At 52.7% G+C, this 23,329-nt stretch carries 22 protein-coding genes and 7 tRNA genes; 26 read left to right on the forward strand and 3 right to left on the reverse strand.

Going from position 1 to position 23,329, the window contains the following annotated elements; genetic code table 11:
• Positions 1 to 15: 15 nt before the first annotated feature.
• From nagC to ABIE29_RS05250, 10 genes are all read left to right on the forward strand, one after another.
• Positions 16 to 1,236, forward strand: coding sequence for a DNA-binding transcriptional regulator NagC (gene nagC / locus ABIE29_RS05205; protein WP_429617134.1), 1,221 nt, complete (start codon positions 16 to 18; stop codon positions 1,234 to 1,236).
• Positions 1,237 to 1,303: 67 nt separating this feature from the next.
• Positions 1,304 to 2,056: an HAD-IIA family hydrolase gene (locus ABIE29_RS05210; protein WP_074027926.1), complete on the forward strand. Its 753-nt coding sequence runs from the start codon at positions 1,304 to 1,306 to the stop codon at positions 2,054 to 2,056.
• Between the two features lie 581 nt (positions 2,057 to 2,637).
• Complete coding sequence (gene asnB / locus ABIE29_RS05215) at positions 2,638 to 4,302, forward strand: asparagine synthase B (protein ID WP_021179986.1); 1,665 nt, start codon at positions 2,638 to 2,640, stop codon at positions 4,300 to 4,302.
• 217 nt (positions 4,303 to 4,519) lie between these two features.
• Positions 4,520 to 4,596 (forward strand) — tRNA-Met (locus ABIE29_RS05220).
• Positions 4,597 to 4,605: 9 nt separating this feature from the next.
• Positions 4,606 to 4,690: transfer RNA gene (locus ABIE29_RS05225), tRNA-Leu, on the forward strand.
• A gap of 29 nt (positions 4,691 to 4,719) precedes the next feature.
• Positions 4,720 to 4,794, forward strand: a tRNA-Gln gene (locus ABIE29_RS05230).
• 41 nt (positions 4,795 to 4,835) lie between these two features.
• Positions 4,836 to 4,910, forward strand: a tRNA-Gln gene (locus ABIE29_RS05235).
• 42 nt (positions 4,911 to 4,952) lie between these two features.
• A tRNA-Gln gene (locus tag ABIE29_RS05240) sits at positions 4,953 to 5,027 on the forward strand.
• A 38-nt stretch (positions 5,028 to 5,065) separates the two neighbouring features.
• Positions 5,066 to 5,142, forward strand: a tRNA-Met gene (locus tag ABIE29_RS05245).
• A gap of 18 nt (positions 5,143 to 5,160) precedes the next feature.
• A tRNA-Gln gene (locus tag ABIE29_RS05250) sits at positions 5,161 to 5,235 on the forward strand.
• A gap of 90 nt (positions 5,236 to 5,325) precedes the next feature.
• Here the strand turns inward: ABIE29_RS05250 and ubiF are convergent.
• Positions 5,326 to 6,507 carry a 3-demethoxyubiquinol 3-hydroxylase gene (ubiF, locus tag ABIE29_RS05255; protein WP_429617135.1) on the reverse strand — a complete coding sequence of 394 codons (1,182 nt, stop codon included), beginning with the start codon at positions 6,505 to 6,507 and terminating at the stop codon, positions 5,326 to 5,328.
• 176 nt (positions 6,508 to 6,683) lie between these two features.
• Here ubiF and miaB point away from each other — a divergent pair, with 176 nt between their 5' ends.
• The 11 genes from miaB to rihA all read left to right on the forward strand — a co-directional run bounded on the left by miaB (position 6,684) and on the right by rihA (position 17,497).
• Positions 6,684 to 8,108 carry a tRNA (N6-isopentenyl adenosine(37)-C2)-methylthiotransferase MiaB gene (miaB, locus tag ABIE29_RS05260; protein WP_024483191.1) on the forward strand — a complete coding sequence of 475 codons (1,425 nt, stop codon included), beginning with the start codon at positions 6,684 to 6,686 and terminating at the stop codon, positions 8,106 to 8,108.
• Between the two features lie 94 nt (positions 8,109 to 8,202).
• Positions 8,203 to 8,538 carry a zinc ribbon domain-containing protein YjdM gene (locus ABIE29_RS05265; RefSeq protein WP_429617136.1) on the forward strand — a complete coding sequence of 112 codons (336 nt, stop codon included), beginning with the start codon at positions 8,203 to 8,205 and terminating at the stop codon, positions 8,536 to 8,538.
• A gap of 224 nt (positions 8,539 to 8,762) precedes the next feature.
• A complete protein-coding gene (locus tag ABIE29_RS05270; RefSeq protein ID WP_429617137.1) occupies positions 8,763 to 9,818 on the forward strand; it encodes a PhoH family protein in 1,056 nt (351 codons plus the stop codon).
• The gene (gene ybeY, locus ABIE29_RS05275; protein WP_429617138.1) at positions 9,815 to 10,288 is read left to right on the forward strand and encodes an rRNA maturation RNase YbeY; all 474 of its coding nucleotides are present in this window, start codon (positions 9,815 to 9,817) and stop codon (positions 10,286 to 10,288) included. Before ABIE29_RS05270 ends, ybeY begins: the two co-directional genes overlap by 4 nt.
• A gap of 81 nt (positions 10,289 to 10,369) precedes the next feature.
• Positions 10,370 to 11,248 carry a CNNM family magnesium/cobalt transport protein CorC gene (gene corC, locus ABIE29_RS05280; protein WP_429617139.1) on the forward strand — a complete coding sequence of 293 codons (879 nt, stop codon included), beginning with the start codon at positions 10,370 to 10,372 and terminating at the stop codon, positions 11,246 to 11,248.
• Positions 11,249 to 11,255: 7 nt separating this feature from the next.
• Entirely contained in the window at positions 11,256 to 12,785 is a 1,530-nt protein-coding gene (lnt, locus tag ABIE29_RS05285; RefSeq protein WP_429617140.1) for an apolipoprotein N-acyltransferase, read from the forward strand.
• A 361-nt stretch (positions 12,786 to 13,146) separates the two neighbouring features.
• Positions 13,147 to 14,043: an amino acid ABC transporter substrate-binding protein gene (locus ABIE29_RS05290; RefSeq protein ID WP_414825777.1), complete on the forward strand. Its 897-nt coding sequence runs from the start codon at positions 13,147 to 13,149 to the stop codon at positions 14,041 to 14,043.
• A gap of 201 nt (positions 14,044 to 14,244) precedes the next feature.
• Positions 14,245 to 14,985: an amino acid ABC transporter permease gene (locus ABIE29_RS05295; protein WP_021179996.1), complete on the forward strand. Its 741-nt coding sequence runs from the start codon at positions 14,245 to 14,247 to the stop codon at positions 14,983 to 14,985.
• Positions 14,985 to 15,659: a glutamate/aspartate ABC transporter permease GltK gene (gene gltK / locus ABIE29_RS05300; RefSeq protein WP_429617141.1), complete on the forward strand. Its 675-nt coding sequence runs from the start codon at positions 14,985 to 14,987 to the stop codon at positions 15,657 to 15,659. The genes ABIE29_RS05295 and gltK overlap by 1 nt, the downstream gene beginning before the upstream one ends.
• On the forward strand, positions 15,659 to 16,384 hold the full coding sequence (locus ABIE29_RS05305) for an amino acid ABC transporter ATP-binding protein (protein WP_021179998.1): 726 nt from the start codon (positions 15,659 to 15,661) through the stop codon (positions 16,382 to 16,384). Before gltK ends, ABIE29_RS05305 begins: the two co-directional genes overlap by 1 nt.
• A gap of 180 nt (positions 16,385 to 16,564) precedes the next feature.
• On the forward strand, positions 16,565 to 17,497 hold the full coding sequence (gene rihA, locus ABIE29_RS05310; RefSeq protein WP_429617142.1) for a pyrimidine-specific ribonucleoside hydrolase RihA: 933 nt from the start codon (positions 16,565 to 16,567) through the stop codon (positions 17,495 to 17,497).
• A gap of 110 nt (positions 17,498 to 17,607) precedes the next feature.
• Here the strand turns inward: rihA and ABIE29_RS05315 are convergent, their stop codons facing one another.
• Positions 17,608 to 18,486: a LysR family transcriptional regulator gene (locus ABIE29_RS05315; RefSeq protein ID WP_429617143.1), complete on the reverse strand. Its 879-nt coding sequence runs from the start codon at positions 18,484 to 18,486 to the stop codon at positions 17,608 to 17,610.
• 512 nt (positions 18,487 to 18,998) lie between these two features.
• Here ABIE29_RS05315 and ABIE29_RS05320 point away from each other — a divergent pair.
• The 5 genes from ABIE29_RS05320 (at position 18,999) to ABIE29_RS05340 (ending at position 22,539) form a co-directional block, all read left to right on the forward strand.
• On the forward strand, positions 18,999 to 19,505 hold the full coding sequence (locus ABIE29_RS05320; RefSeq protein WP_429617144.1) for an MBL fold metallo-hydrolase: 507 nt from the start codon (positions 18,999 to 19,001) through the stop codon (positions 19,503 to 19,505).
• Positions 19,506 to 19,517: 12 nt separating this feature from the next.
• Positions 19,518 to 20,663 (forward strand): MFS transporter, encoded by a 1,146-nt coding sequence (locus ABIE29_RS05325; protein WP_429617145.1) that lies wholly within the window; start codon positions 19,518 to 19,520, stop codon positions 20,661 to 20,663.
• Positions 20,664 to 20,892: 229 nt separating this feature from the next.
• Positions 20,893 to 21,438, forward strand: a complete 546-nt coding sequence (locus ABIE29_RS05330; RefSeq protein WP_429617146.1) for a glutathione S-transferase N-terminal domain-containing protein — start codon at positions 20,893 to 20,895, stop codon at positions 21,436 to 21,438.
• A 42-nt stretch (positions 21,439 to 21,480) separates the two neighbouring features.
• Positions 21,481 to 22,245, forward strand: a complete 765-nt coding sequence (locus tag ABIE29_RS05335; protein WP_429617147.1) for a carboxymuconolactone decarboxylase family protein — start codon at positions 21,481 to 21,483, stop codon at positions 22,243 to 22,245.
• A gap of 48 nt (positions 22,246 to 22,293) precedes the next feature.
• A complete protein-coding gene (locus ABIE29_RS05340; RefSeq protein ID WP_429617543.1) occupies positions 22,294 to 22,539 on the forward strand; it encodes a YfhL family 4Fe-4S dicluster ferredoxin in 246 nt (81 codons plus the stop codon).
• A 103-nt stretch (positions 22,540 to 22,642) separates the two neighbouring features.
• Here the strand turns inward: ABIE29_RS05340 and ABIE29_RS05345 are convergent, their stop codons facing one another.
• Entirely contained in the window at positions 22,643 to 23,125 is a 483-nt protein-coding gene (locus ABIE29_RS05345; RefSeq protein ID WP_024531309.1) for a zinc ribbon-containing protein, read from the reverse strand.
• Between the last annotated feature and the right edge of the window lie 204 nt (positions 23,126 to 23,329).

Below are 23,329 nucleotides of genomic sequence, written 5' to 3' on the forward strand. Positions count from 1 at the left end.
CGAGTAGAATGATTGATGAGCACTGGCGGACAAGCACAAATAGGGAATGTTGATTTAGTTAAGCAACTTAACGGCGCAGCAGTGTACCGCCTGATCGACCAGCAAGGCCCGATCTCGCGCATTCAGATTGCCGAACTCAGTCAGCTTGCCCCCGCCAGCGTCACTAAAATTACTCGCCAACTGTTGGAGCGCGGGCTGATCAAAGAGGTCGATCAGCAAGCCTCCACCGGTGGCCGCCGTGCCATTTCCATTGTCAGTGAAACCCGCAATTTCCACACCGTTGCCGTCCGCCTGGGCCGTCACGATGCCACCATCACGCTGTACGATATGGGCGGTAAGTCGCTCGGCGAGGAACACTATCCTCTGCCGGAACGCACCCAGGAGACACTGGAAAACGCACTGTTCAACGCCATTGCGCAGTTTATCGAAAGTTACCAGCGCAAACTGCGCGAACTGATCGCCATTGCCGTGATCCTGCCTGGCCTGGTCGATCCGGCTTTAGGCGTGGTGCGCTATATGCCGCACATCAGCGTCGATAACTGGGCGTTGGTCGCTCATCTTCAGCAACGCTTCAACGTCACCAGTTTTGTCGGCCACGATATCCGCAGCCTGGCCTTGGCGGAGCACTACTTCGGGGCTACCCGGGATTGCGAAGACTCCATTCTGGTGCGCCTGCACCGGGGCACCGGGGCCGGGATCATCGTCAACGGCCAAATCTTCCTTGGCAATAACGGCAACGTGGGGGAGATTGGTCATATTCAAATCGATCCCCTCGGCGAGCGCTGCCACTGCGGTAACTTCGGCTGTCTGGAAACCGTGGCAGCCAACGCCGCTATCGAACAGCGCGTACGTCACCTGCTGACTCAGGGCTATCCAAGCAAAATGACGCTGGACGACTGTAGCATTGCCGCCATCTGCAAAGCCGCCAATCGCGGAGATTTGCTGGCCAGCGAAGTGATCGAACACGTTGGCCGCTATCTGGGCAAAGCGGTAGCCATCGCCATCAACCTGTTCAACCCGCAGAAAGTGGTGATCGCCGGTGAAATCACCGAAGCGGACAAAGTGCTGTTACCCGCCATCCAAAGCTGCATCAACACCCAGGTACTGAAGGATTTCCGCAGAAACCTGCCGGTGGTTACTTCCGAACTCAATCATCGTTCAGCGATCGGTGCTTTTGCCCTGGCTAAACGGGCAATGCTCAACGGTGTACTTCTCCAACGGCTGCTAGAAAGTTAAACTGCCTGTTTGGCAGGGATGCACTTCTGGCTTTTTTGCCCTGCCGTTCATCATGAGACCAGCAACAATGACTATCAAAAACGTGATATGTGACATCGACGGCGTGCTGCTGCATGACAATACCCCGATCCCGGGAGCCGATCTGTTCCTGGCTCGTATTCAGGAGCAGGGGATGCCGCTGGTGGTACTCACCAACTACCCTTCGCAAACCGCCCAGGATCTGGCCAACCGCTTTGCCGCCGCTGGCCTCGACGTGCCAGAAAGCGCGTTTTATACCTCAGCCATGGCGACGGCCGATTTCCTGCGCCGTCAGGAAGGTAAAAAAGCCTATGTGGTGGGCGAAGGTGCACTGATCCACGAACTCTACAAAGCCGGCTTTACCATCACCGACATCAATCCGGATTTTGTGATCGTGGGTGAAACTCGTTCCTACAACTGGGACATGATGCATAAAGCGGCCTTCTTCGTGAACAATGGGGCGCGGTTTATTGCCACCAACCCGGATACCCACGGCCACGGTTTCACACCGGCCTGTGGGGCTCTGTGTGCGCCGATCGAGAAGATCACCGGCCGCAAACCGTTTTATGTCGGCAAGCCTAGCCCATGGATTATCCGCGCGGCGCTGAACAAGATGCAGGGACACTCGGAAGAAACGGTGATTGTCGGGGACAACCTGCGCACCGATATCCTGGCTGGCTTCCAGGCCGGGTTGGAAACCGTGCTGGTGCTCTCTGGCGTCTCAACGCTGAACGATGTTGAATCCATGCCGTTCCGCCCGAGCCATATCTTCCCTTCAGTGGCGGATATCACTATTTTTTAAGCCGCAAGCAATGGCCCCTCACCCTAACCCTCTCCCACAGGGAGAGGGAACCGATCGAGCTCGTTGATCGCTTGACGTAATACCTTACCTTTCTTGTTCTTACACCCTACTTTCCGAAGTCGCACAAACTAATCAAGATCTCCGGACAGCTCCCTCTCCCAGTGGGGTCCGATCGAGCTCGTTGATCGCTTGACCTAATACCTTACCTTTCTTGTTCTTACACCCTACTTTCCGAAGTCGCACAAACTAATCAAGATCTCCGGACAGCTCCCTCTCCCTGTGGGAGAGGGTTGGGGTGAGGGGAAACATCGATCATCGAAACACCAGAAAATTTACCCCGCCCTCACCTCATTCGGCAATAAATTAGATATTCAACAATTTTTAACGCTAAAAAATGAATATTCACTAATTTTAACCCCCCACCCCAAGACTATTTTTCAGCGTAACGTTAAATCGCTTGCATCTACCTCAGCTTTTGACGCATTTTCATTATCAGAAGGCAGCAAAGCCGCACCGTTACTGATTATGCAGGCGCGCTGTACATCACATTACCGCCATAAAATGTCGTTAGGAGAGTTTGTATGTGTTCTATTTTCGGTGTGCTCGATCTGAAGTCCGATCCGGTTGAATTGCGTAAAAGAGCGTTGGAACTGTCGCGCCTGATGCGCCATCGCGGCCCAGACTGGTCCGGCGTTTACGCCAGCGATAAAGCCATTCTGGTTCACGAGCGCCTGTCGATTGTTGACGTGAATAACGGTGCCCAACCGCTGTACAACGCTGCGCACACCCACGTATTGGCGGTTAACGGTGAAATTTATAACCATCAGGCCCTGCGTCAGCAGTTGGGTGAGCATTATCAATTCCAGACCGGCTCTGACTGCGAAGTGATCCTGGCGCTGTATCAGGAAAAAGGCCCGAACTTCCTGGACGATCTGCAAGGTATGTTCGCCTTTGCCCTATACGATACTGAAAAAGACGCTTACCTGATTGGCCGCGACCACCTCGGCATCATCCCGCTGTATATGGGCCACGATGAGCACGGCAACCTGTATGTCGCTTCTGAGATGAAGGCGCTGGTGCCAGTCTGCCGCAGCATTAAAGAGTTCCCGGCGGGCAGCTACCTGTGGAGCCAGGACGGTGAAATCCGTGAATACTACCAGCGTGACTGGTTCGACTATGACAACGTCAAAGACAATGTCACCGATGCCAACGCCCTGCGCAACGCGCTGGAAGAGTCGGTCAAAAGCCACCTGATGTCCGACGTGCCTTACGGCGTGCTGCTCTCCGGCGGGCTGGATTCCTCGGTGATCTCTGCCATCACCAAAAAATATGCCGCACGCCGGGTAGAAGATGATGAGCGCAGTGAAGCCTGGTGGCCGCAGTTGCACTCCTTCGCCGTCGGGCTGGAAGGTTCCCCGGATCTGCGTGCGGCTCAAGAGGTCGCTAACCACCTTGGCACCGTCCACCATGAAATCCACTTCACGGTACAGGAAGGCCTGGATGCTATCCGCGATGTGATCTACCACATCGAAACTTACGACGTCACCACCATCCGCGCCTCCACGCCGATGTATCTGATGTCACGCAAAATTAAAGCGATGGGCATCAAGATGGTGCTATCTGGCGAAGGGGCGGATGAGGTGTTCGGCGGCTATCTGTACTTCCATAAAGCGCCAAATGCCAAAGAGTTCCACGAGGAAACCGTGCGTAAACTGCTGGCGCTGCATATGTACGACTGCGCTCGAGCCAACAAAGCGATGTCTGCCTGGGGGGTAGAGGCCCGTGTGCCGTTCCTGGATAAAAACTTCCTGGACGTGGCGATGCGCATCAACCCGCAGGATAAAATGTGCGGCAACGGCAAGATGGAAAAGCACATTATTCGCCAATGTTTCGAGTCTTATCTGCCAGCCAGCGTGGCGTGGCGTCAGAAAGAGCAATTCTCCGACGGTGTGGGTTACAGCTGGATCGATACGCTAAAAGAAGTGGCCGCCAAGCAGATTAGCGATCAACAGCTTGAAACAGCACGTTTCCGCTTCCCGTACAACACGCCAAACAGCAAAGAAGGCTACCTGTACCGCGAGATTTTCGAAGAGCTGTTCCCACTGCCGAGCGCGGCGGAATGTGTCCCTGGTGGCCCTTCCGTAGCCTGCTCGTCAGCAAAAGCCATCGAATGGGACGAATCCTTCAAAAAGATGGACGACCCATCAGGCCGCGCCGTAGGCGTACACCAGTCAGCCTATAAGTAAGCCACCACCGTTTTACCTTCGGCGGGCCTGATGGCCCGCTTTTTTGTGGATGTTTTCAACCGTTAACCCTCCGAACTGCCGATTTTATCACCATACTGTTCACAACCCAGACAAACAACCCGCCCAGTCGCTTTTTCGGGAAAAAACTAGTTGACGCAAATCGGCCATATACGCATAATGCGCCCCGCAACGCCGATGAAGGTTGAGCGAAAAAGATGGCTACGTAGCTCAGTTGGTTAGAGCACATCACTCATAATGATGGGGTCACAGGTTCGAATCCCGTCGTAGCCACCAATCTTTTTTGCGGGAGTGGCGAAATTGGTAGACGCACTAGATTTAGGTTCTAGCGCCGCAAGGTGTGCGAGTTCAAGTCTCGCCTCCCGCACCATTTTCTTTCATCGTCGCGCGTACAGCAGGTGGGGTATCGCCAAGCGGTAAGGCACTGGTTTTTGATACCAGCATTCCCTGGTTCGAATCCAGGTACCCCAGCCATCTTTCCGGATGGAGCGCTGTAAAAAAGTCAGTTGTGCTATTGGGGTATCGCCAAGCGGTAAGGCACTGGTTTTTGATACCAGCATTCCCTGGTTCGAATCCAGGTACCCCAGCCATCTTTCTCAGGATGGAGCGCGGTAAAAAGTTGATTGTGTTATTGGGGTATCGCCAAGCGGTAAGGCACTGGTTTTTGATACCAGCATTCCCTGGTTCGAATCCAGGTACCCCAGCCATACAACACCATTGACAAGCATCAAAAAGTAGCAAATATGGCTACGTAGCTCAGCTGGTTAGAGCACATCACTCATAATGATGGGGTCACAGGTTCAAATCCCGTCGTAGCCACCATACTATCTGCTTCAAAATTGGGGTGTCGCCAAGCGGTAAGGCTCTGGTTTCTGATACCAGCATACCCAGGTTCGAATCCTGGCACCCCAGCCAAATTTAGAAAAGCTCGCTTCGGCGGGCTTTTTGCTTTTCTGGGGTTCTGCGTTTGGATAAATAGGGCGCTGCATGCGGCGCCCTATGTCATCACAGACCTAATGCATACTTCAGCGCCCGCTTTTTCAGCTTGCCCGCCCTTTCCGCTACCATCAGTGCCAGATTGCGTGCCACACCCAGCGGGGCCAGATTATTGCTGAAAGCGGTATAGAACAGATCCATGCCGCTTTGCATCAGCAGGTTATCGGTGCGACGACGGCGCTGATAGCGCATCAGCACCGCTTCACTCGCCCAATCCTCTCCCTGCTCCCGGGCGTCGCTCACGATCTCCAGTAATGCATCCACATCACGATAGCCAAGGTTCACCCCCTGCCCGGCCAGCGGATTGATGGTATGTGCAGCATCGCCGAGCAACACCAGCCCTGATTGCACATAGCGTTGCGCGTGACGGCGCACCAGTGGGAAAGATCCGGCGGCATGAGCCTTCACCGTGCCCAAGCGGGATGGGAAAGCCACCGCTATCTCTTGTTCGAGCTGTGCCATAGGTAACGCCTGCAACTGGCGAATACGCTGCGGGCTGTCATACCACACCAGCGTTGCCCACTGGTCGTACAGCGGCAGGAACGCGCGTGGACCAGAGGGGAGGAATTGCTGCCAGGTTACATCCTGCTGCGGCTGACTGGTTTCCACGGTGATCAACATGCACGCCTGGCGGTATTGCCAACCGCTGGTACCAATCGCCGCCAGCTTGCGCACCTGTGAGTGCGCACCGTCGGCACCCACCACCAAACGCGCCTGTAGGGTCTCTGACGAGCTTAACGTCACCTGCCATTGATCATCGGCTCGATGCATCGCCAACAGCCTGGCGGGGCAGTACAGCGTTAAATTCTCGCATTGTGCCAACTGCCGCCATAGGGCGAGCTGCAAAATACGGTTCTCGACCATAAAACCCAGCTCTGGCAGCCCCAGCGTTGCCGCATCAAACGCCACCCGCGAGGACTCCCATTCCCAGGTTTCCAGCCTGCGGTACGGTGCCGATCTCATCTGCAACACCGCAGGCCAGGCATCAAGCTGCTTCAACAAACCAACGGAGGTGCAGCCAATAGCGGAGATCCGCAGGTCCGGCGGGCTTTGGGGATCGAACGCATCTGGAGCCTCGTGCTCTAACAAAGCGACCGACAACCCGGCGCGAGCCAGCCCCAGCGCGGCGGCGGCCCCTACCATCCCACCGCCAACCACCACGGCATCAAAGCGTTTTTGAGAAGTGTTCATTTTGGCTATACTTTTGGTTAATTGGGCATCTTGGCTCAGTGTACCGGATTTTTAATCCGGCTTCAGGTCGCATGCTACTGCCACTTCGCTGGTCACCAGCGTGCCAAATGATTACAATGGCCTTCCTGCATGGCGCGTAACGCAATTTTCTCTCCGCACTGAGTAATGGCAAGTCAATGACGAAAAAACTACATATCAAAACCTGGGGCTGCCAGATGAATGAGTACGACTCATCGAAGATGGCAGATTTACTGGGGAGCACACACGGCTTCGAGTGGACTGAAAACGCTGAAGAAGCAGATGTGTTGCTGCTCAATACCTGCTCGATCCGCGAGAAGGCGCAGGAAAAGGTTTTCGCGTTGTTGGGCCGTTGGAAGCAACTGAAAAAAAACAATCCCGATCTGATTATTGGCGTCGGCGGCTGTGTTGCTTCACAGGAAGGGGAACATCTGCGCCAGCGTGCGCCCTGCGTTGACATCGTTTTTGGCCCACAGACATTGCACCGCCTGCCGGAGATGATCAACCACGTGCGCGGTTCGCATAGCCCGATCGTGGACATCAGCTTCCCGGAAATCGAAAAGTTCGACCGCCTGCCGGAACCCCGTGCCGATGGGCCAACCGCCTTCGTCTCGATCATGGAAGGCTGCAACAAATACTGCACTTTCTGCGTGGTGCCTTACACCCGTGGTGAAGAAGTCAGCCGCCCAAGCGACGATGTGCTGTTCGAAGTTGCCCAGTTGGCCGCCCAAGGCGTACGTGAAGTGAACCTGCTGGGCCAGAACGTCAACGCTTATCGTGGCGCAACCTTTGATGGCGGCATCTGTTCATTTGCCGAACTGCTGCGTCTGGTGGCCTCCATTGACGGAATCGATCGCATCCGCTTCACCACCAGCCACCCGATTGAGTTCAGCGATGACATTATCGCGGTGTATGAAGATACGCCCGAGCTGGTCAGCTTCCTGCATCTGCCGGTACAAAGCGGTTCAGACCGCATTCTGACCATGATGAAACGCGCCCACACGGCGCTGGAATACAAAGCGATTATCCGTAAGCTGCGTCAGGCACGGCCCAATATCCAGTTCAGCTCTGATTTCATTATCGGTTTCCCAGGGGAAACCCAGGCCGATTTTGAACAGACCATGAACCTGATTGCCCAGGTAAATTTCGACACCAGCTTCAGCTTTATCTACTCTTCTCGCCCCGGTACGCCTGCGGCAGACATGGTTGACGACGTCAGCGAAGAAGAGAAAAAACAGCGTCTGTATCTGCTGCAAGAACGGATCAACCAGCAGGTCATGCAGTTCAGCCGCCGTATGCTGGGCACCGTACAGCGTATTCTGGTCGAGGGCACCTCACGCAAGAGCTTGATGGAACTCTCTGGCCGTACCGAATGCAACCGGACGGTCAACTTTGAGGGCACCCCGGATTTGATCGGCCAGTTCGTCGACGTCGAAATTACTGAAGTGTTAACCAATTCTCTGCGCGGTACCCTGATCCGCACCGAACAGCAGATGGAACTGCGCGTGCACCAATCCCCTCAAGCGGTGATTGCACGTACCCGTAAGGAAGATGAGCTGGGCGTCGGTAGCTACCAACCCTGATCGCCCCGCCACCTTGGCATTTTCCTTTTTCTCTGCCGGGCAGTCATTGCCCGGTAATTTTGTTTTTTTATTTTGATGATAAGGCGACACAATAATGCAACTCCCACACTGCCCGAAGTGCAATTCCGAATACACCTACCAGGATAACGCCCTGTTCATCTGCCCTGAGTGCGCCCATGAGTGGAGCGACAGCGCGGCCGTTGAAGATGCCGATACCCTGATTGTCAAAGATGCCAACGGTAACCTGCTGGCCGATGGCGATGCGGTGACCGTGGTCAAGGATCTGAAGGTCAAAGGCAGCTCTTCCATGTTGAAGATCGGCACCAAGGTGAAGAACATCCGCCTGGTGGAAGGCGATCACAACATCGATTGCAAAATCGACGGCTTTGGCCCGATGAAGCTGAAATCCGAATTTGTGAAGAAGAACTGATTTCCGCTGTTAGCCTGTTGTTGGGCCAAGCTATTTGGCCCAATTCTGCCCCCCACCCCCTTGAATTCCCTCCGCTGCGCACAGATAGATCAGAGGTAAACTTGCGCCAGTGCGGTACACCATGAATAATTCAGGGTAGAGCAGTTCGGGGGTTACCCCGAATGCCCGTGCTGAAATCGCGTTACGTGACATCAACCAGGCCCTGTTGAGCCTTGAGGAATCGTTTGAACGTCGCAACACAAGAAATCCTGTTGGAGCCCGCAGACAACCAACGCCTGTTGAGCCTGTGCGGCCCGTTTGATGACAACATCAAACAACTCGAACGTCGGCTGGGGATTGAAATCAACCGCCGTGACAACCGTTTCAAGCTGGTCGGTAAAAACCTGTGCGTGGTTGCCGCCGCCGATATTCTGCGCCATCTGTACGTGGATACCGCGCCGATCCGTGGCGTGACACCAGATATCGATCCGGAACAGATCCACCTGGCCATCAAAGAGAGCCGGGTGCTGGAGCAGGTGGCTGAAAGCGTGCCGGATTACGGCAAATCGGTCACCATCAAGACCAAGCGTGGCATGGTGAAGCCCCGCACGCCTAACCAGGCGCAATATATCGCCAATATTTTCGCCCATGACATCACCTTTGGCGTTGGCCCGGCGGGTACCGGTAAAACCTATCTGGCGGTTGCGGCTGCGGTAGATGCTCTGGAGCGCCAGGAAATCCGGCGTATCCTGCTGACCCGCCCGGCGGTTGAAGCGGGTGAGAAGCTGGGCTTCCTGCCGGGGGATCTGAGCCAGAAAGTCGACCCGTATCTGCGCCCGCTGTATGACGCCCTGTTTGAAATGCTGGGCTTCGAGCGCGTGGAAAAGCTGATCGAGCGTAACGTGATAGAAGTTGCGCCGCTGGCCTACATGCGTGGCCGTACGCTGAATGATGCCTTTATCATTCTCGATGAAAGCCAGAACACCACCATCGAACAGATGAAAATGTTCCTGACGCGTATCGGTTTCAACTCAAAAGCGGTGATCACCGGCGACGTGACCCAGATCGACCTGCCGCGTAATCAGAAATCCGGCCTGCGCCACGCGGTGGAAGTACTGTCTGAAGTAGAAGAAATCAGCTTTAACTTCTTCCACAGCGAAGACGTGGTACGCCACCCGGTAGTCGCCCGTGTGGTGGTCGCCTATGAAGCCTGGGAAGCCGCCGAACAGCAACGCAAAGACGCCATCGCCGAACAACGCAGACGTGAGGCACCGGTTGCCTCTGAACAGGAAACACCATGAGCCAGGTTATTCTGGATTTACAAATTGCCTGCGCCAGCAGTGAAGGATTACCGGATGAAGCCACCTTCCAGCGCTGGCTGGAAGGGGTATTGCCACAGTTCCAGGAAGAGGCCGAAGTCACCATCCGTCTGGTGGATGAAGCGGAAAGCAATGAGCTGAATCTGACCTATCGTGGTAAAGACAAGCCCACCAACGTGTTATCATTCCCGTTCGAGGCACCACCGGAAGTCGAACTGCCGCTGTTGGGTGATTTGATTATTTGTCGTCAAGTGGTTGAACAGGAAGCGGTTGAGCAACACAAAACGCTGGAAGCACACTGGGCGCATATGGTTGTTCACGGTAGCCTTCATCTGCTAGGGTATGACCACATCGAAGACGATGAAGCCGAAGAAATGGAATCTTTGGAAACCGAGATAATGCAGGAGATGGGTTACCCAGACCCTTACCTCGCGGAAAAAGATCCCACCTGATGTTAGCTGAGCACCCCGCAGCCCCGATTGGGGCTGTCGCTAATTTTGATAACTCAATAGAGTGATATTAACGAAAACGCCATGAGCGACGACCATTCACAAAGCAATGACAGCCCCAGTCCCAAGAAGGGGTTCTTTACTCTTATCCTTAACCAGCTGTTCCACGGTGAACCTAAAAACCGTGGCGATCTGGTAGAGCTGATCCGTGATTCCGAGCAAAACGACCTGATCGATCCCGATACCCGTGACATGCTGGAAGGCGTGATGGATATCGCCGAGCAGCGCGTGCGCGACATCATGATCCCGCGCTCCCAGATGGTGACGCTCAAGCGTAACCAAACGCTGGAAGAGTGCCTGGACGTGATTATCGAATCCGCCCACTCGCGCTTCCCGGTGATCAGCGAAGATAAAGATCACATCGAAGGCATTCTGATGGCCAAGGACCTGCTGCCGTTTATGCGCGCAGACTCCGAGCCATTCAGCATCGACAAGGTGCTGCGTACCGCCGTGGTGGTACCGGAAAGCAAGCGGGTTGACCGGATGCTGAAGGAGTTCCGCTCCCAGCGCTATCACATGGCGATTGTCATTGATGAATTCGGCGGCGTCTCTGGCCTGGTGACCATCGAAGATATTCTGGAGCTGATTGTCGGGGAAATTGAGGACGAATATGACGATGAGGAAGATCGTGACGTTCGCCAACTGAGCCACCACATGTTCACCGTGCGGGCACTGGCGCCGATCGAAGACTTCAACGACACCTTCGGCACCCATTTCAGCGACGATGAGGTGGACACCATCGGCGGCCTGGTGATGCAAGCCTTCGGCCACCTGCCAGCGCGCGGGGAAACCATTGAAATCGAAGGTTACCTATTTAAAGTTGCGATGGCCGACAGTCGACGTATCATCCAGGTTCATGTCAAAATTCCGGACGATGCCCCGCAACCGAAACTGGAAGAATAACTTACCCATGGCTAAAGCCTCATTATTCGATCGCCAGCGGGTTCGTGCCCTGCTGGCGCTTTTGACCGGTGCCTGTGGCACGCTGGCCTTCTCACCTTATGACATCTGGCCTGCGGCCATTGTCTCGCTGTTCGGCCTGCTGGCCGTCACCCTCAACCGCACCACCAAACAATCCGCCCTGCTCGGTTTCTGCTGGGGCATGGGGCTGTTCGGTAGCGGCGTGAACTGGGTTTACGTCAGCATTGCCGATTTCGGCGGTATGCCGTTTGCCATCAATATTTTCCTGGTAGTACTGCTGGCCGCCTATCTTTCGCTGTATACCGGGCTGTTCGCCGGTTTACTGACGCGGATATGGCCACGTACCACCTGGTGGCGGCTGGCTATTGCCGCTCCGGCTCTCTGGCAACTGACCGAGTTCCTGCGCGGTTGGGTGCTGACCGGTTTCCCCTGGTTGCAATTCGGTTATACCCAGATCGACGGTCCGCTGAAAGGCATTGCGCCATTGCTGGGTGTCGATGCGATCACCCTGATCCTGATGTCTCTCAGCGGCCTGCTGGTATTTGCCCTCAATCAGCGGCGCATCACCCCGGCGGTCATTGCTATCGCCATGCTGTTGCTACCATGGCCGCTGCGCCAGATCGACTGGTTTACGCCGCAACCGGATAAAGCGGTGAACGTCGCCATGGTGCAGGGCAACATCGAGCAGTCGATGAAGTGGGATCCGAAGGCGTTGCTCAGTACGCTGCAAACCTACCTGGATGAGAGCCGTCCGCTGATGGGCAAAGCGCCGATCATCATCTGGCCGGAGTCAGCCATTCCCGATGTGGAGAGCAATCAGAACGGTTTCCTGACCATGATGGACGATCTGATGCGTGCCAAGAGCAGCAGCCTGATCACCGGCATTGTGGACTTTCGCGCCACCCCACAAGGCAATCAGTTCTTCAACAGCGTGATCGTACTTGGCGAGGAACAGCCTTACAGCTACCCGGCTGCCAACCGCTATGACAAGCATCACCTGGTGCCCTTTGGTGAGTTTGTGCCGTTGGAAACGCTGCTGCGCCCGTTGGCTCCGTTCTTCGATCTGCCGATGTCCTCATTCAGCCGTGGTAATTATGTGCAGCCACAGCTCAGCGTGCGCGGTTATAACCTGACGGCCGCCATCTGCTATGAAATCGTGCTGGGCCAGCAGGTGCGCGATAACTTCCGTCCAGATACCAACTTCCTGCTGACCGTGTCCAACGATGCCTGGTTCGGCCACTCCATCGGCCCATGGCAACACTTCCAGATGGCGCGTATGCGTTCATTGGAGCTGGGCAGGCCATTGCTGCGTAGCACCAATAACGGCATCACCGCTGCCGTTGGCCCAACCGGCGAAGTGTTGGCATCCATCCCACAGTTCACCCGCAAAGTGCTGGAAGTGAAGGTGACACCAACTACCGGCATCACGCCGTATGCCCGCTTTGGCTCTGCGCCAGTGTGGATCATCACCGTGCTGCTGGGTGGCATAGCGCTGCTCATTGGCTGGCGCCGTAGATAAGTTCTCTTTGGGCACGGTACCTTACCGTGCCCTCTTCATTTTTGTTGCCCCTTCCCTTCTGATGTTTCTGGCATGCTCCTTGCTTTAATTACCCTGTAGAACGTTGCTGATTTGCTTTAACTGGCATCTTGTCGCATCCGTGCACAACTCCTGCGCAAGGCTCGCACCTCAGTGGTGCATCAGGGGTTTATTGCATTCATTTGGTGCGCGCGACGTCGCAAAAATGAAACAACCTGGTTTCATCTTGTTCACAATCGGTTATTTTCTATCGTAAATCGGCATTAGGACTATCTTTATAGCTCAGCCGTATTAACCCGCCCTCCCTGAGTGCGGGCAATCACAACAGCACAGGAGTTGGACCATGCAAATGCGCAAATTGGCGTTATCGTTACTGCTGATCGGGATGGCGAGTAGCGTAGCCCATGCGGAAGAACTGACCGGTACGCTGAAGAAAATCAAAGATAACGGCGTGATTGTTGTTGGCCACCGTGAATCCTCAGTTCCGTTCTCCTACTACGATAATCAGCAGAAAGTTGTGGGTTACTCCCAGGACTATTCCAACCAAATCGTTGATGCCATCAAGAAGAAATTGAACGAGCCCAATCTGCAGGTGAAAATGCTGCCGATCACCTCGCAAAACCGCATTCCGCTGTTGCAAAACGGCACCTTCGATTTTGAGTGTGGCTCCACCACCAACAACCTCGAGCGCCAGAAACAGGCAGCCTTCTCTGATACCATCTTCGTCGTCGGTACCCGCCTGCTGGTCAAGAAAGGCTCTGACATCAAAGACTTTAAAGATCTGGCCGGTAAAGCCGTGGTCGTCACTTCAGGCACCACTTCCGAAGTGTTGCTCAACAAGCTGAACGACAAAGATCAGATGAAAATGCGCATCATCAGCGCCAAAGACCACGGCGATTCCTTCCGTACCCTGGAAAGTGGCCGTGCGGTGGCGTTTATGATGGATGATGCCCTGCTGGCAGGCGAACGCGCCAAGGCCAAGCAGCCGGATCAGTGGGAAATCATTGCCACTCCACAGTCCAAAGAAGCCTATGGCTGCATGATGCGTAAAGACGATCCACAGTTCAAAAAACTGGTGGATGAAACTATCGCTCAAGCTCAAACCTCTGGCCAGGCTGCCAAATGGTTTGAGGTCTGGTTCAAACAGCCAATCCCACCAAAAAACCTCAACATGAACTTCGACCTGTCCGACGACATGAAGCAGTTGTTTAAAGAGCCGAACGACAAAGCACTGAACTAATCTAAAAAGATCAAGCCAGCCAAGCTGGCTGTTGTAGATGACCGTAACAGGACAGACAGGTATGCGGGGGGCCGTTCCCCTCCCGCATTCTTTCCCAAACACGGCTCAGGGCACACCAAAAAGCCAGCCTGACTGGCGTGCGCCACGACTGAACGGTCATCAAGTTGTAAGGTGTTCTGCACCTGTTTAACGGAGTTCGTTATGTCAATAGATTGGAACTGGGGTATCTTCCTGCAGCAGGCCCCGTTTGGGAATACCACCTACCTGGGCTGGATCTGGTCCGGCTTTCAGGTTACGGTCGCCCTCTCCGTCTGTGCATGGATTATTGCCTTCTTTGTCGGTTCACTGTTCGGTATTTTGCGTACCGTACCCAACCGTTTTCTCTCCTCACTAGGTACCTGTTACGTCGAGCTGTTCCGTAACGTGCCACTAATCGTCCAATTCTTTACCTGGTATCTGGTGATGCCGGAGCTGCTGCCAGCCGACATCGGCATGTGGTTCAAGAGCGAGCTTGATCCCAACGTGCAATTCTTTGTTTCTTCCATGCTGTGCCTTGGGTTGTTTACCGCCGCACGCGTTTGTGAACAGGTACGTGCTGCAATCCAATCCCTGCCACGCGGCCAACAGGCGGCCGGGCTGGCAATGGGTCTGACGCTGCCACAAACCTATCGCTATGTGCTGCTGCCCAACGCCTATCGGGTGATCGTGCCGCCGATGACCTCGGAAATGCTCAACCTGGTAAAAAACTCCGCCATTGCCTCAACCATCGGGCTGGTGGATATGGCCGCTCAGGCCGGGAAGCTGCTGGATTACTCCGCACACGCCTATGAATCCTTTACTGCCATCACCCTCGCCTATGTCGCTATCAACGCCGTCATCATGCTGTTTATGCGTATTGTCGAGAAGAAAGTGCAGTTACCTGGCCATATGGGGAGTAAATAATGTACCAATTTGATTGGGGATCGATTGTCCCAAGCTTCCCGTATCTGCTGCAAGGGCTGGTCGTCACGCTGAAAATCACCGTGACGGCTATTGTGTTCGGTATCCTCTGGGGTACCGTGCTGGCGGTGATGCGACTGTCGCCGTTCAAGCCGATCAGCTGGTTTGCGGCGCTGTACGTCAACCTGTTCCGCTCCGTACCGCTGGTGATGGTGCTGCTATGGTTCTATCTGGTGGTTCCAAGCTTATTACAACAAGTTCTTGGGCTCTCACCGAAAACCGATATTCGCCTTATCTCGGCTATGGTAGCCTTTTCGCTGTTTGAAGCCGCGTACTACTCGGAGATTATCCGGGCAGGCATTGAAAGCGTCTCGCGCGGTCAGTCCTCAGCCTCGCTGGCGTTGGGCATGACCCAGTGGCAATCGATGCGGCTGGTGATCCTGCCGCAGGCGTTCCGCGCCATGGTGCCGCTGCTGCTGACCCAGGGGATCGTGCTGTTCCAGGATACCTCGCTGGTGTACGTACTTAGCCTGGCCGATTTCTTCCGCACCGCTTCAACCATTGGTGAGCGTGACGGTACGCAGGTGGAGATGATCCTGTTCGCCGGTTTGGTCTATTTTGTTATCAGTCTCGCCGCCTCGGCGCTGGTAAGCTATTTGAAGAAAAGGACTGTTTGATGATATCCCTGAAAAATGTTTCTAAGTGGTACGGTCACTTTCAGGTTCTGACCGACTGCACCACCGAAGTCAAAAAAGGCGAAGTGGTGGTGGTTTGCGGTCCTTCCGGTTCAGGCAAATCGACCCTGATTAAAACCGTCAACGGACTGGAGCCGATCCAGAAAGGCGATATCGAAGTTAACGGTATTCAGGTCAACAACAAGAGCACCAACCTGGCGCAGTTGCGCTCCAAAGTAGGGATGGTGTTCCAACATTTTGAACTGTTTCCTCACCTGTCGATCATTGAAAACCTGACGCTGGCGCAGGTTAAAGTCCTCAAGCGCGACAAGGCTGCCTCACGCGATAAAGCCCTGAAACTGCTGGAGCGCGTGGGCCTGTCGGCACATGCCGAAAAGTTCCCTGGGCAGCTCTCTGGTGGCCAGCAGCAGCGCGTGGCGATTGCTCGTGCGCTGTGTATGGATCCGATCGCCATGCTGTTTGATGAGCCCACCTCGGCGCTCGATCCGGAAATGATCAACGAAGTGCTGGACGTGATGGTCAAGCTGGCGCAGGAAGGGATGACCATGATGGTGGTGACCCACGAAATGGGCTTTGCCCGTAAGGTGGCCCACCGGGTGATCTTTATGGATGAGGGGAAGATCGTGGAAGACACCAATAAAGATGACTTCTTCAACAACCCACAGTCAGAACGTGCCAAAGACTTCCTGGCCAAAATCCTGCATTGATGTACCAGATGCGCCCTGCAAGGGGCGCATCTAGGCTCGCAACCAACTCACCCCGAAGGGCACTGCATGCTGCGTCCGTTTAGATAATCTGACATTGTCATTTTGCCATCATTTGTGCTTGTTTCTTTCGCACTTTCCCCCGATCCTCAAAGCATAATGATAACGCTGAAGGAGAAAGTGATGTCCCGCCCTATTATTATCGATTGTGATCCAGGTCTTGATGACGCGATTGCCCTTGCCATGGCGCTGCGCGCTCCAACGTTAGACGTCAAAGCCGTCACGACTTCCGCCGGTAACCAAACCCCGCAAAAAACCCTGCACAACGCACTAGGCTTGCTGACGCTGATGCAACGACAGGATGTCCTGGTCGCTGGCGGTGCCGCCAAGCCCTTGATGCGCGATCTGGTGATTGCCGATTACGTGCACGGTGATACCGGTATGGGTAACACCCATCTGCCGGCACCGAGTTTCCAGCCAGTAAAACAGACGGCGGTTGAACTGATTGCCGAGCTGCTGCGTACCAGCCCAGAGCCGATTACGCTGGTAGTGACCGGCCCGATGACCAATATTGCCTTGCTGTTGTCACAGCACGCAGAGCTGAAAAACAAGATTGAACGCATCGTGTTTATGGGCGGTGGGATGAATGTAGGCAACACCACACCGGTGGCCGAATTCAATATCTACGTCGATCCGGAAGCAGCCGAAATCGTGCTGCAATCCGGCGTACCGCTGACCATGGCCGGGTTGAACGTCACCCATCAGGCATTGGTGTTACCGCAGGATATCGAGCGCATCCGCAGCATTAATAATCCGGTGGCAGCAGCGGTAGCCAGCATGCTCGATTTCTACCTGCCGTTGTATCTCAGCCACCCACGCGGCCTGCCGGGTGCCGCCATGCACGACCCTTGTACCATCGCCTGGCTGCTGGCCCCGGAGCTGTTTGAAAGCCGTGAGCTGTGGGTGGGTGTGGAGACCCAAGGCCAATACACCGTCGGCATGACGGTAGTGGATGAGTTTGGCCAGAACGGCAAACCGGCCAACGTCGAGGTGTTGACCCATATCAACCGCCAGGGCTTTATCGATCTGATGGTCGAGTGCGTTTCACGTTATTAACCTGCAGGGCGCTAGTGCGCCCTAAAAAACGAGCAGCAAAGTTGATTAATGTGGCTATTTTTCAATTTATAATGCCAATTACACCGATGATCCACACAAGGTCTCGCGGGTCAAACCAGGGACGATTCCTCATTCTGCCTAATCATAGCGACCAGATCGCGTAATAACTCACGGGAACGCAAATCCAGGCAGTTATCGTCAATAACGACAGAGGCCGAAGGTAATTTTGGCAAATTCAAGCACTCGGTGACCTCTATAACTTCAAGTTGGTCCTCCCAGCTTAACAAGCTCCGGGGCAGTGCTGCCACACCTAGCCCCATTTTTACCGCTGCGAGAATGGTATTCACTCCTCCGCCCTGAAAACTGTCGTACCAGCCTCTCCCATGTTCCACAAGCAGATTGATGATTAGTTTTCTCAAACGACACGACTCTTTCAGAGTAATCAATGGCAATTTGATCATATCTGCGTTGATATTTGCTGCCCCATACCAACCATAGTGCTCCCACCGCAAATGTTCCCCACATTGCTTATCACCTGTTCGTGTAATTATGGCGATATCAATTTTTTTATTTTGCAGCCCCTGAAAAATGGACGAGGAATCCTCTACGATTGTCTTAATTAAAAGGTCAGGATAGCGTTGCCGCAATTGATATAAAATAAACATAAATCGATGGTCAACTATATGCTCGCTGATACCAATAACGATTTCTTTATATATATCAATCACATTTATAGATTTCATAGCGGTAAGGTGTGCATTTAACAGCATCCTGGCTTTGGGCAAGAAACGTTCTCCCTCCGGCGACAAGTAGACCTGCCTAGGCGTCCGGTGGAACAGCAATTGCCCCATAAATTTCTCAAGCTTTTGAATTTTAACCGTAACACCAGCTTGTGTTATGCAAAGTGACTCCGCTGCCAACGTAAAGCTATTCAGTTCCGCAACCTTCAGAAATGCCTCAACCGTGTATATATCAAGATAGTACCCCATGAACATCTCCTCTCGTTATTTCTGAAATAACAATAAGTAAATTGTATCACGCTAAACATCTTGGTAAAAATGATTATCAAGGCAATTAAAATTTCAAGCATGAATTATTACTCTCAATGTTGAGATGTTATCTTTTCGCAATATGAAAAAGGTGGTTATCAATGGATACAACTTCCAGATTTAAACCTTATACTAAAAGTAATATTCATCAGGCTCCTCAATGGAAAAGTTTCACATCTGAAACACGCCATGCTATTGAGGTCACGGTACGTGGCCCATCGATGAGCGCATTTCCAGGTAAAGTCGTCATCGATGGTGTGACCCAACTTGGGTACGCCGACCATTCTACGCAAAATACAATCCGACAGCCTCTTGGCTAGAAGATTTAAAACCGGCATTTGGCGAGCCTCAATTCTTCTTCGAGCAGCAAACCAATATATCGATGACATCAATAGTAGAAACCAGGATCGACATCACACAGAACTGACTAATTATTGATAGAAAATAACATCATGAAAAAAACATACTATGAGATTTATGCCTTACGTTATGCCGAACACAAACAACGTTCACGCAATGAAAATTTCATTTCAAGTGACGAGCATAATAACAGCAACATGCCATTGGATTTTTACTTTTGGCTGATAAAAAAGGGGGAGGCTTGTATTCTGGTTGATACTGGCTTTAATGCCGAAATGGCAGAAAAGAGAAATCGTCATTACCACGCTACGCCAGAATCCCTACTGGCACAATTAGGAGTTAATGCTGGCAATATCCAGCACCTGATTATTACCCATATGCATTACGACCATATTGGAAACCTTGCTGTATTTCCGAACGCGGTCTTGTACGTGCAAGAGAAAGAAATGCACTACTGCACCGGGCGCGCAATGAGTCATACGTTTATTCGTGCTCCTTATGATGCAGGAAACATCGCCAATGCCATTTATCGCCCTCACACAGAATGCGAAAAGAAAACAATGATTTCGTCAATATTTATTCCGAGTAACTATGTTTAAGGATGACAGTAAATGGTTGATACTCCTGCTCAAACAACATTAAGTCCTACCAAGGTTATGACGCACGTGTTCTTGCCTTTTGCCTTTGGTCATTATACCTCGTTTATATTTCGTAATATCAACGCAGTGTTAACCCCTTTTCTAGTCTCTGCGCTGAGTTTATCAGCCGGACAACTAGGTATTTTGTCCAGCGCATACTTTTTCTCTTTCTCGCTGGCACAATTGCCTGTTGGCTTGGCGCTTGACCGTTATGGCCCAAAGCGTGTGCAATTATTCCTGCTTGGCATTGCAGTCATAGGTGCAGTGCTGTTTGGTATCGGACAGAATTTTTCAACACTTTTAATCGCACGTATTTTGATTGGCCTTGGTTTGGCCTCCTGTTTTATGGGGTCCATCAAGATTCTTTCTTTCTGGGTACCTGACAAGAAGCTACCTTCTATCCACGGTTTTCTGCTCGCGGCAGGCGGCTTGGGGGCAATGACCTCAACCTTACCAGTAGCATGGCTGGTTGGATTTATCTCGTGGCGCATACTCTTCTTTGCCTTGGCAGGCATAACGCTAATGGTCATGCTAGCCATAGCCATTTGGGTGCCGAAAGATCCGATCGAGCGCCGGACGGTCAAATGGCAGAGCTTGACCTCATTGAGGGAGGTTTACCGTAACCGTGCCTTTCGTCGGGTCATCAGCTTATTGTTATTGCCGCACACCGTTGCTTTCGGCCTGCAAGGGCTATGGATGGGAAAATGGCTACAGGATATTGGCCGATATGATAATGAAACTACGTCAATTTATCTGTTCATCGGCATGGGGGCCATTGCCCTGGGTTCATTGTCCGTGGGGTTCATTGTCCGTGGGCTCCATCACCGAATGGGCGGGCAATTTCGGTATCAGGCCCATGGAAGTCGCTGGTTTGGGCGTAATTTTATTCCTGCTGGTGCAGATTTTATGCCTCTTCAATATCGTTCCCTTACTGCCGGCACTGTCGATCGCATTTACCCTGATTGGTACCATCGCTGGCCTGGAATATACCATCGTAGCACAGAGTGTGTCGCCTGCAATGACTGGCCGTGCAGCAACCTGTCTAAACCTGCTGATTTTATTCGGTGCCTTTCTGACGCAAACCGGCTTTGGCGTCATCATTGGTTTTTGGTCTGTTGACCAATTTGGCCATTATCCCGCAACTGCCTATCAGGTTGCCTTTGGCTTTATGATACTGCTGCAGTTGCCAGGATTACTTCGTTGGGTTGGTCATGTGTTCCGTCATGGAACTCTGCGTATCCCGGAGGGTCAGGAATAATGGCTTCTTCGCTCGTTTTATACGCCGGATCACTATCCTCCGCATCAGCACGTGTCCGTATAGCGCTCAGGTTAAAACAACTTACGTTTCGTGAGCATCCTGTTGATTTATCAAAAAAATGAGCAGCAACAGACTGATTATTCACGGTTACAGCCCCAAAAGTTGGTCCCCGTACTGGTTGATGAGAATTGCGCGTATGTACAGTCAATTGCAATCATCGAATATCTGGACGAATGCCACCCTGTTCCAAAATTGTTACCCGAGATAGCCAGTGAACGCGCCTGGGTCCGAGCATTTTCCCTGATTTTCTGTACTGACACACACCCTTTACTCACTCGGCGGGTATTCTCACTGCTAAAACAGCTGGGAATGGGAGAGGTGGAAATACAGAGTTGGCAAATGCATTGGCTTAGTGAAAGCTTTATCGCCGCGGAGAGAATGTTGGCGCAGCGGTCGAAAGTCACGATTTATTGTCACGGCGATCAACCAGGATTGGCCGATATATGCCTGGTACCACAATGTGACGCCGCACTCCGCATGGGATTTATACTCGAACCCTATCCACACATTTTGCGTATTTATCGTTATTGCAAGCAATTAGCACCTTTTAGAAGTGATAATGAAATTGTACGCTAGCCCCCCCTAGTTAATATTCTATAAGACATGGTTTTTATTAACATGAAGAATATAAACCAATTAACTTTTACATATAAGGACATCGTTATGTCGTATTTGTCAAAAAAAGAGTCTATCGGTTGGTTGATGGGTTTACTGTTGATATGGAGTCCCCTTGTTGCACAGGCAATAGTAAAAGGTAGCGATCCGCTCAACTGGCCGTTGCAGTGTGCCGTTGTTAATTATTCCCCAGAGGAACAAGCTCTGGCACGTTTACCTAACCTGACACCTCAACAGGCAACACCGGAGCAATTGCTGGCGATAAAGAAAATTACAGAAGGCCCCCGTGGTTGTATTTTTGGTCCCTTCTCTGTGTTATTACGCAGCCCCGAGCTACTGAATCGAGTCCAGGCGCTAGGCGAATATATTCGCTTCCAATCTCAACTACCGCTGCAAGTAAGGGAGTTTGCCATTCTCATCACAGGCCGTGAAGTCCAAGCACCTTACGTATGGTATATCCACGAGCCCATAGCGTTACGCGCCGGAGTTAGCTACGAGACGGTAATGTTTTTAGCCAAACAGCAGCGCCCTCCACATTTAACAGATGATGAACGCCTGGTATATGACTTTATAAACGAGTTGCATCGTACCCATATGGTGCAAGACAACACTTTTTTATCAATACAACAACGTTTTGGTGATGCCGGTATCGTCGAATTAACCGCGTTGGATAGCTATTTTGCCTTGCTTGCCCAACAGCTCAACATTGCCAGAACCCCCGTCCCAGAAGGGGTCGTGTTGCCCTTTAATCCGCCTTGGAAACCTTAGTTTTGGTAGGCCTTGACCAAATATGGGGGGACTCTCCAGACAGCATTAATGGTTTTCCATTTCCCAAGCTCACAACAGGGGCTCTCTCATGGCTTTAAATGCATTTATTGCGATATTTGCCGCCCTGCCTGTCCGAACAACGCAATCTCAGTTGGCAGCGATTATTATCAAATAGATCCTGATCTATGCACTGAGTGTATAGGGCATTATGACGAACCACAGTGCCAGCAGGTCTGCCCTGTGGAGTGCATATCTCGGTTGCTGGAAAATGCCGAGATACAAGGGCATATATGATTAATATGCACCGTTTCACACTGGCCGAGTGCAAAAAAGCTTACCACAGTGAAATGTGTAGTAGCGCCCACAACGGTATCAAACCGGTGGGCGCTGTTACGCCTCAAGGCTCAAACGGCCGGCGTTGGAACTGATCGTGGCCACACTTCGGGCACAGTGGCAGCACTTCCGGGGTATAGAAAGCCAGATGGTGATGGCATTTCTCACACACCAGATTGCCCAGCCCAACCACCTCGCCGCTGTGGTAGACGCCGTGATGGCTGACATCCTTAAACACCTCACGCCACTCCAACTGGGTCTTATCGGTGATATCCGCCAGTTCCTGCCACAGGCTTTCTTTAATTACGCGCATAAACACGCTGTCGGTGAATTCCTCCCGGCTCTCTTCATAGCTGCGGGCGAACTCTTCCAAATCGCGGCGCACCGCCCGGGTCAACTGCTCCACTTCCGTACGGCTGAGTTCCTCCACCTCGTTCAAACGTTTCTCGGCACTGGCGACCAATTGGTCAATGTCTCGCTCACCGTTCTTTAAACGTTCCGTCAGCGATGTCACCAACTCGCGGTAATACTGAGCAACCTTGTTCATAGCTTCTCCTAGATGGTCTACTGCGACAGGACTTCCCCCTAAAACTACTCGTTATTATTTTAGTCGTAAATCACTGATGTGGCTTGGCTAGGTGAGGTTTTGGCAGATTGTGAGTCACATCATGGCAGCGTTATTTTTTTAATACGCCGAGCCGGGCCGCTTGGTGTTGTTGCTGGTAGGGCTTATCAGCTATGCTATGCAGAT

The organism is Serratia sp. 2723 (genome assembly GCF_050434425.1).
Classification (GTDB): Bacteria; Pseudomonadota; Gammaproteobacteria; order Enterobacterales; family Enterobacteriaceae; genus Chania.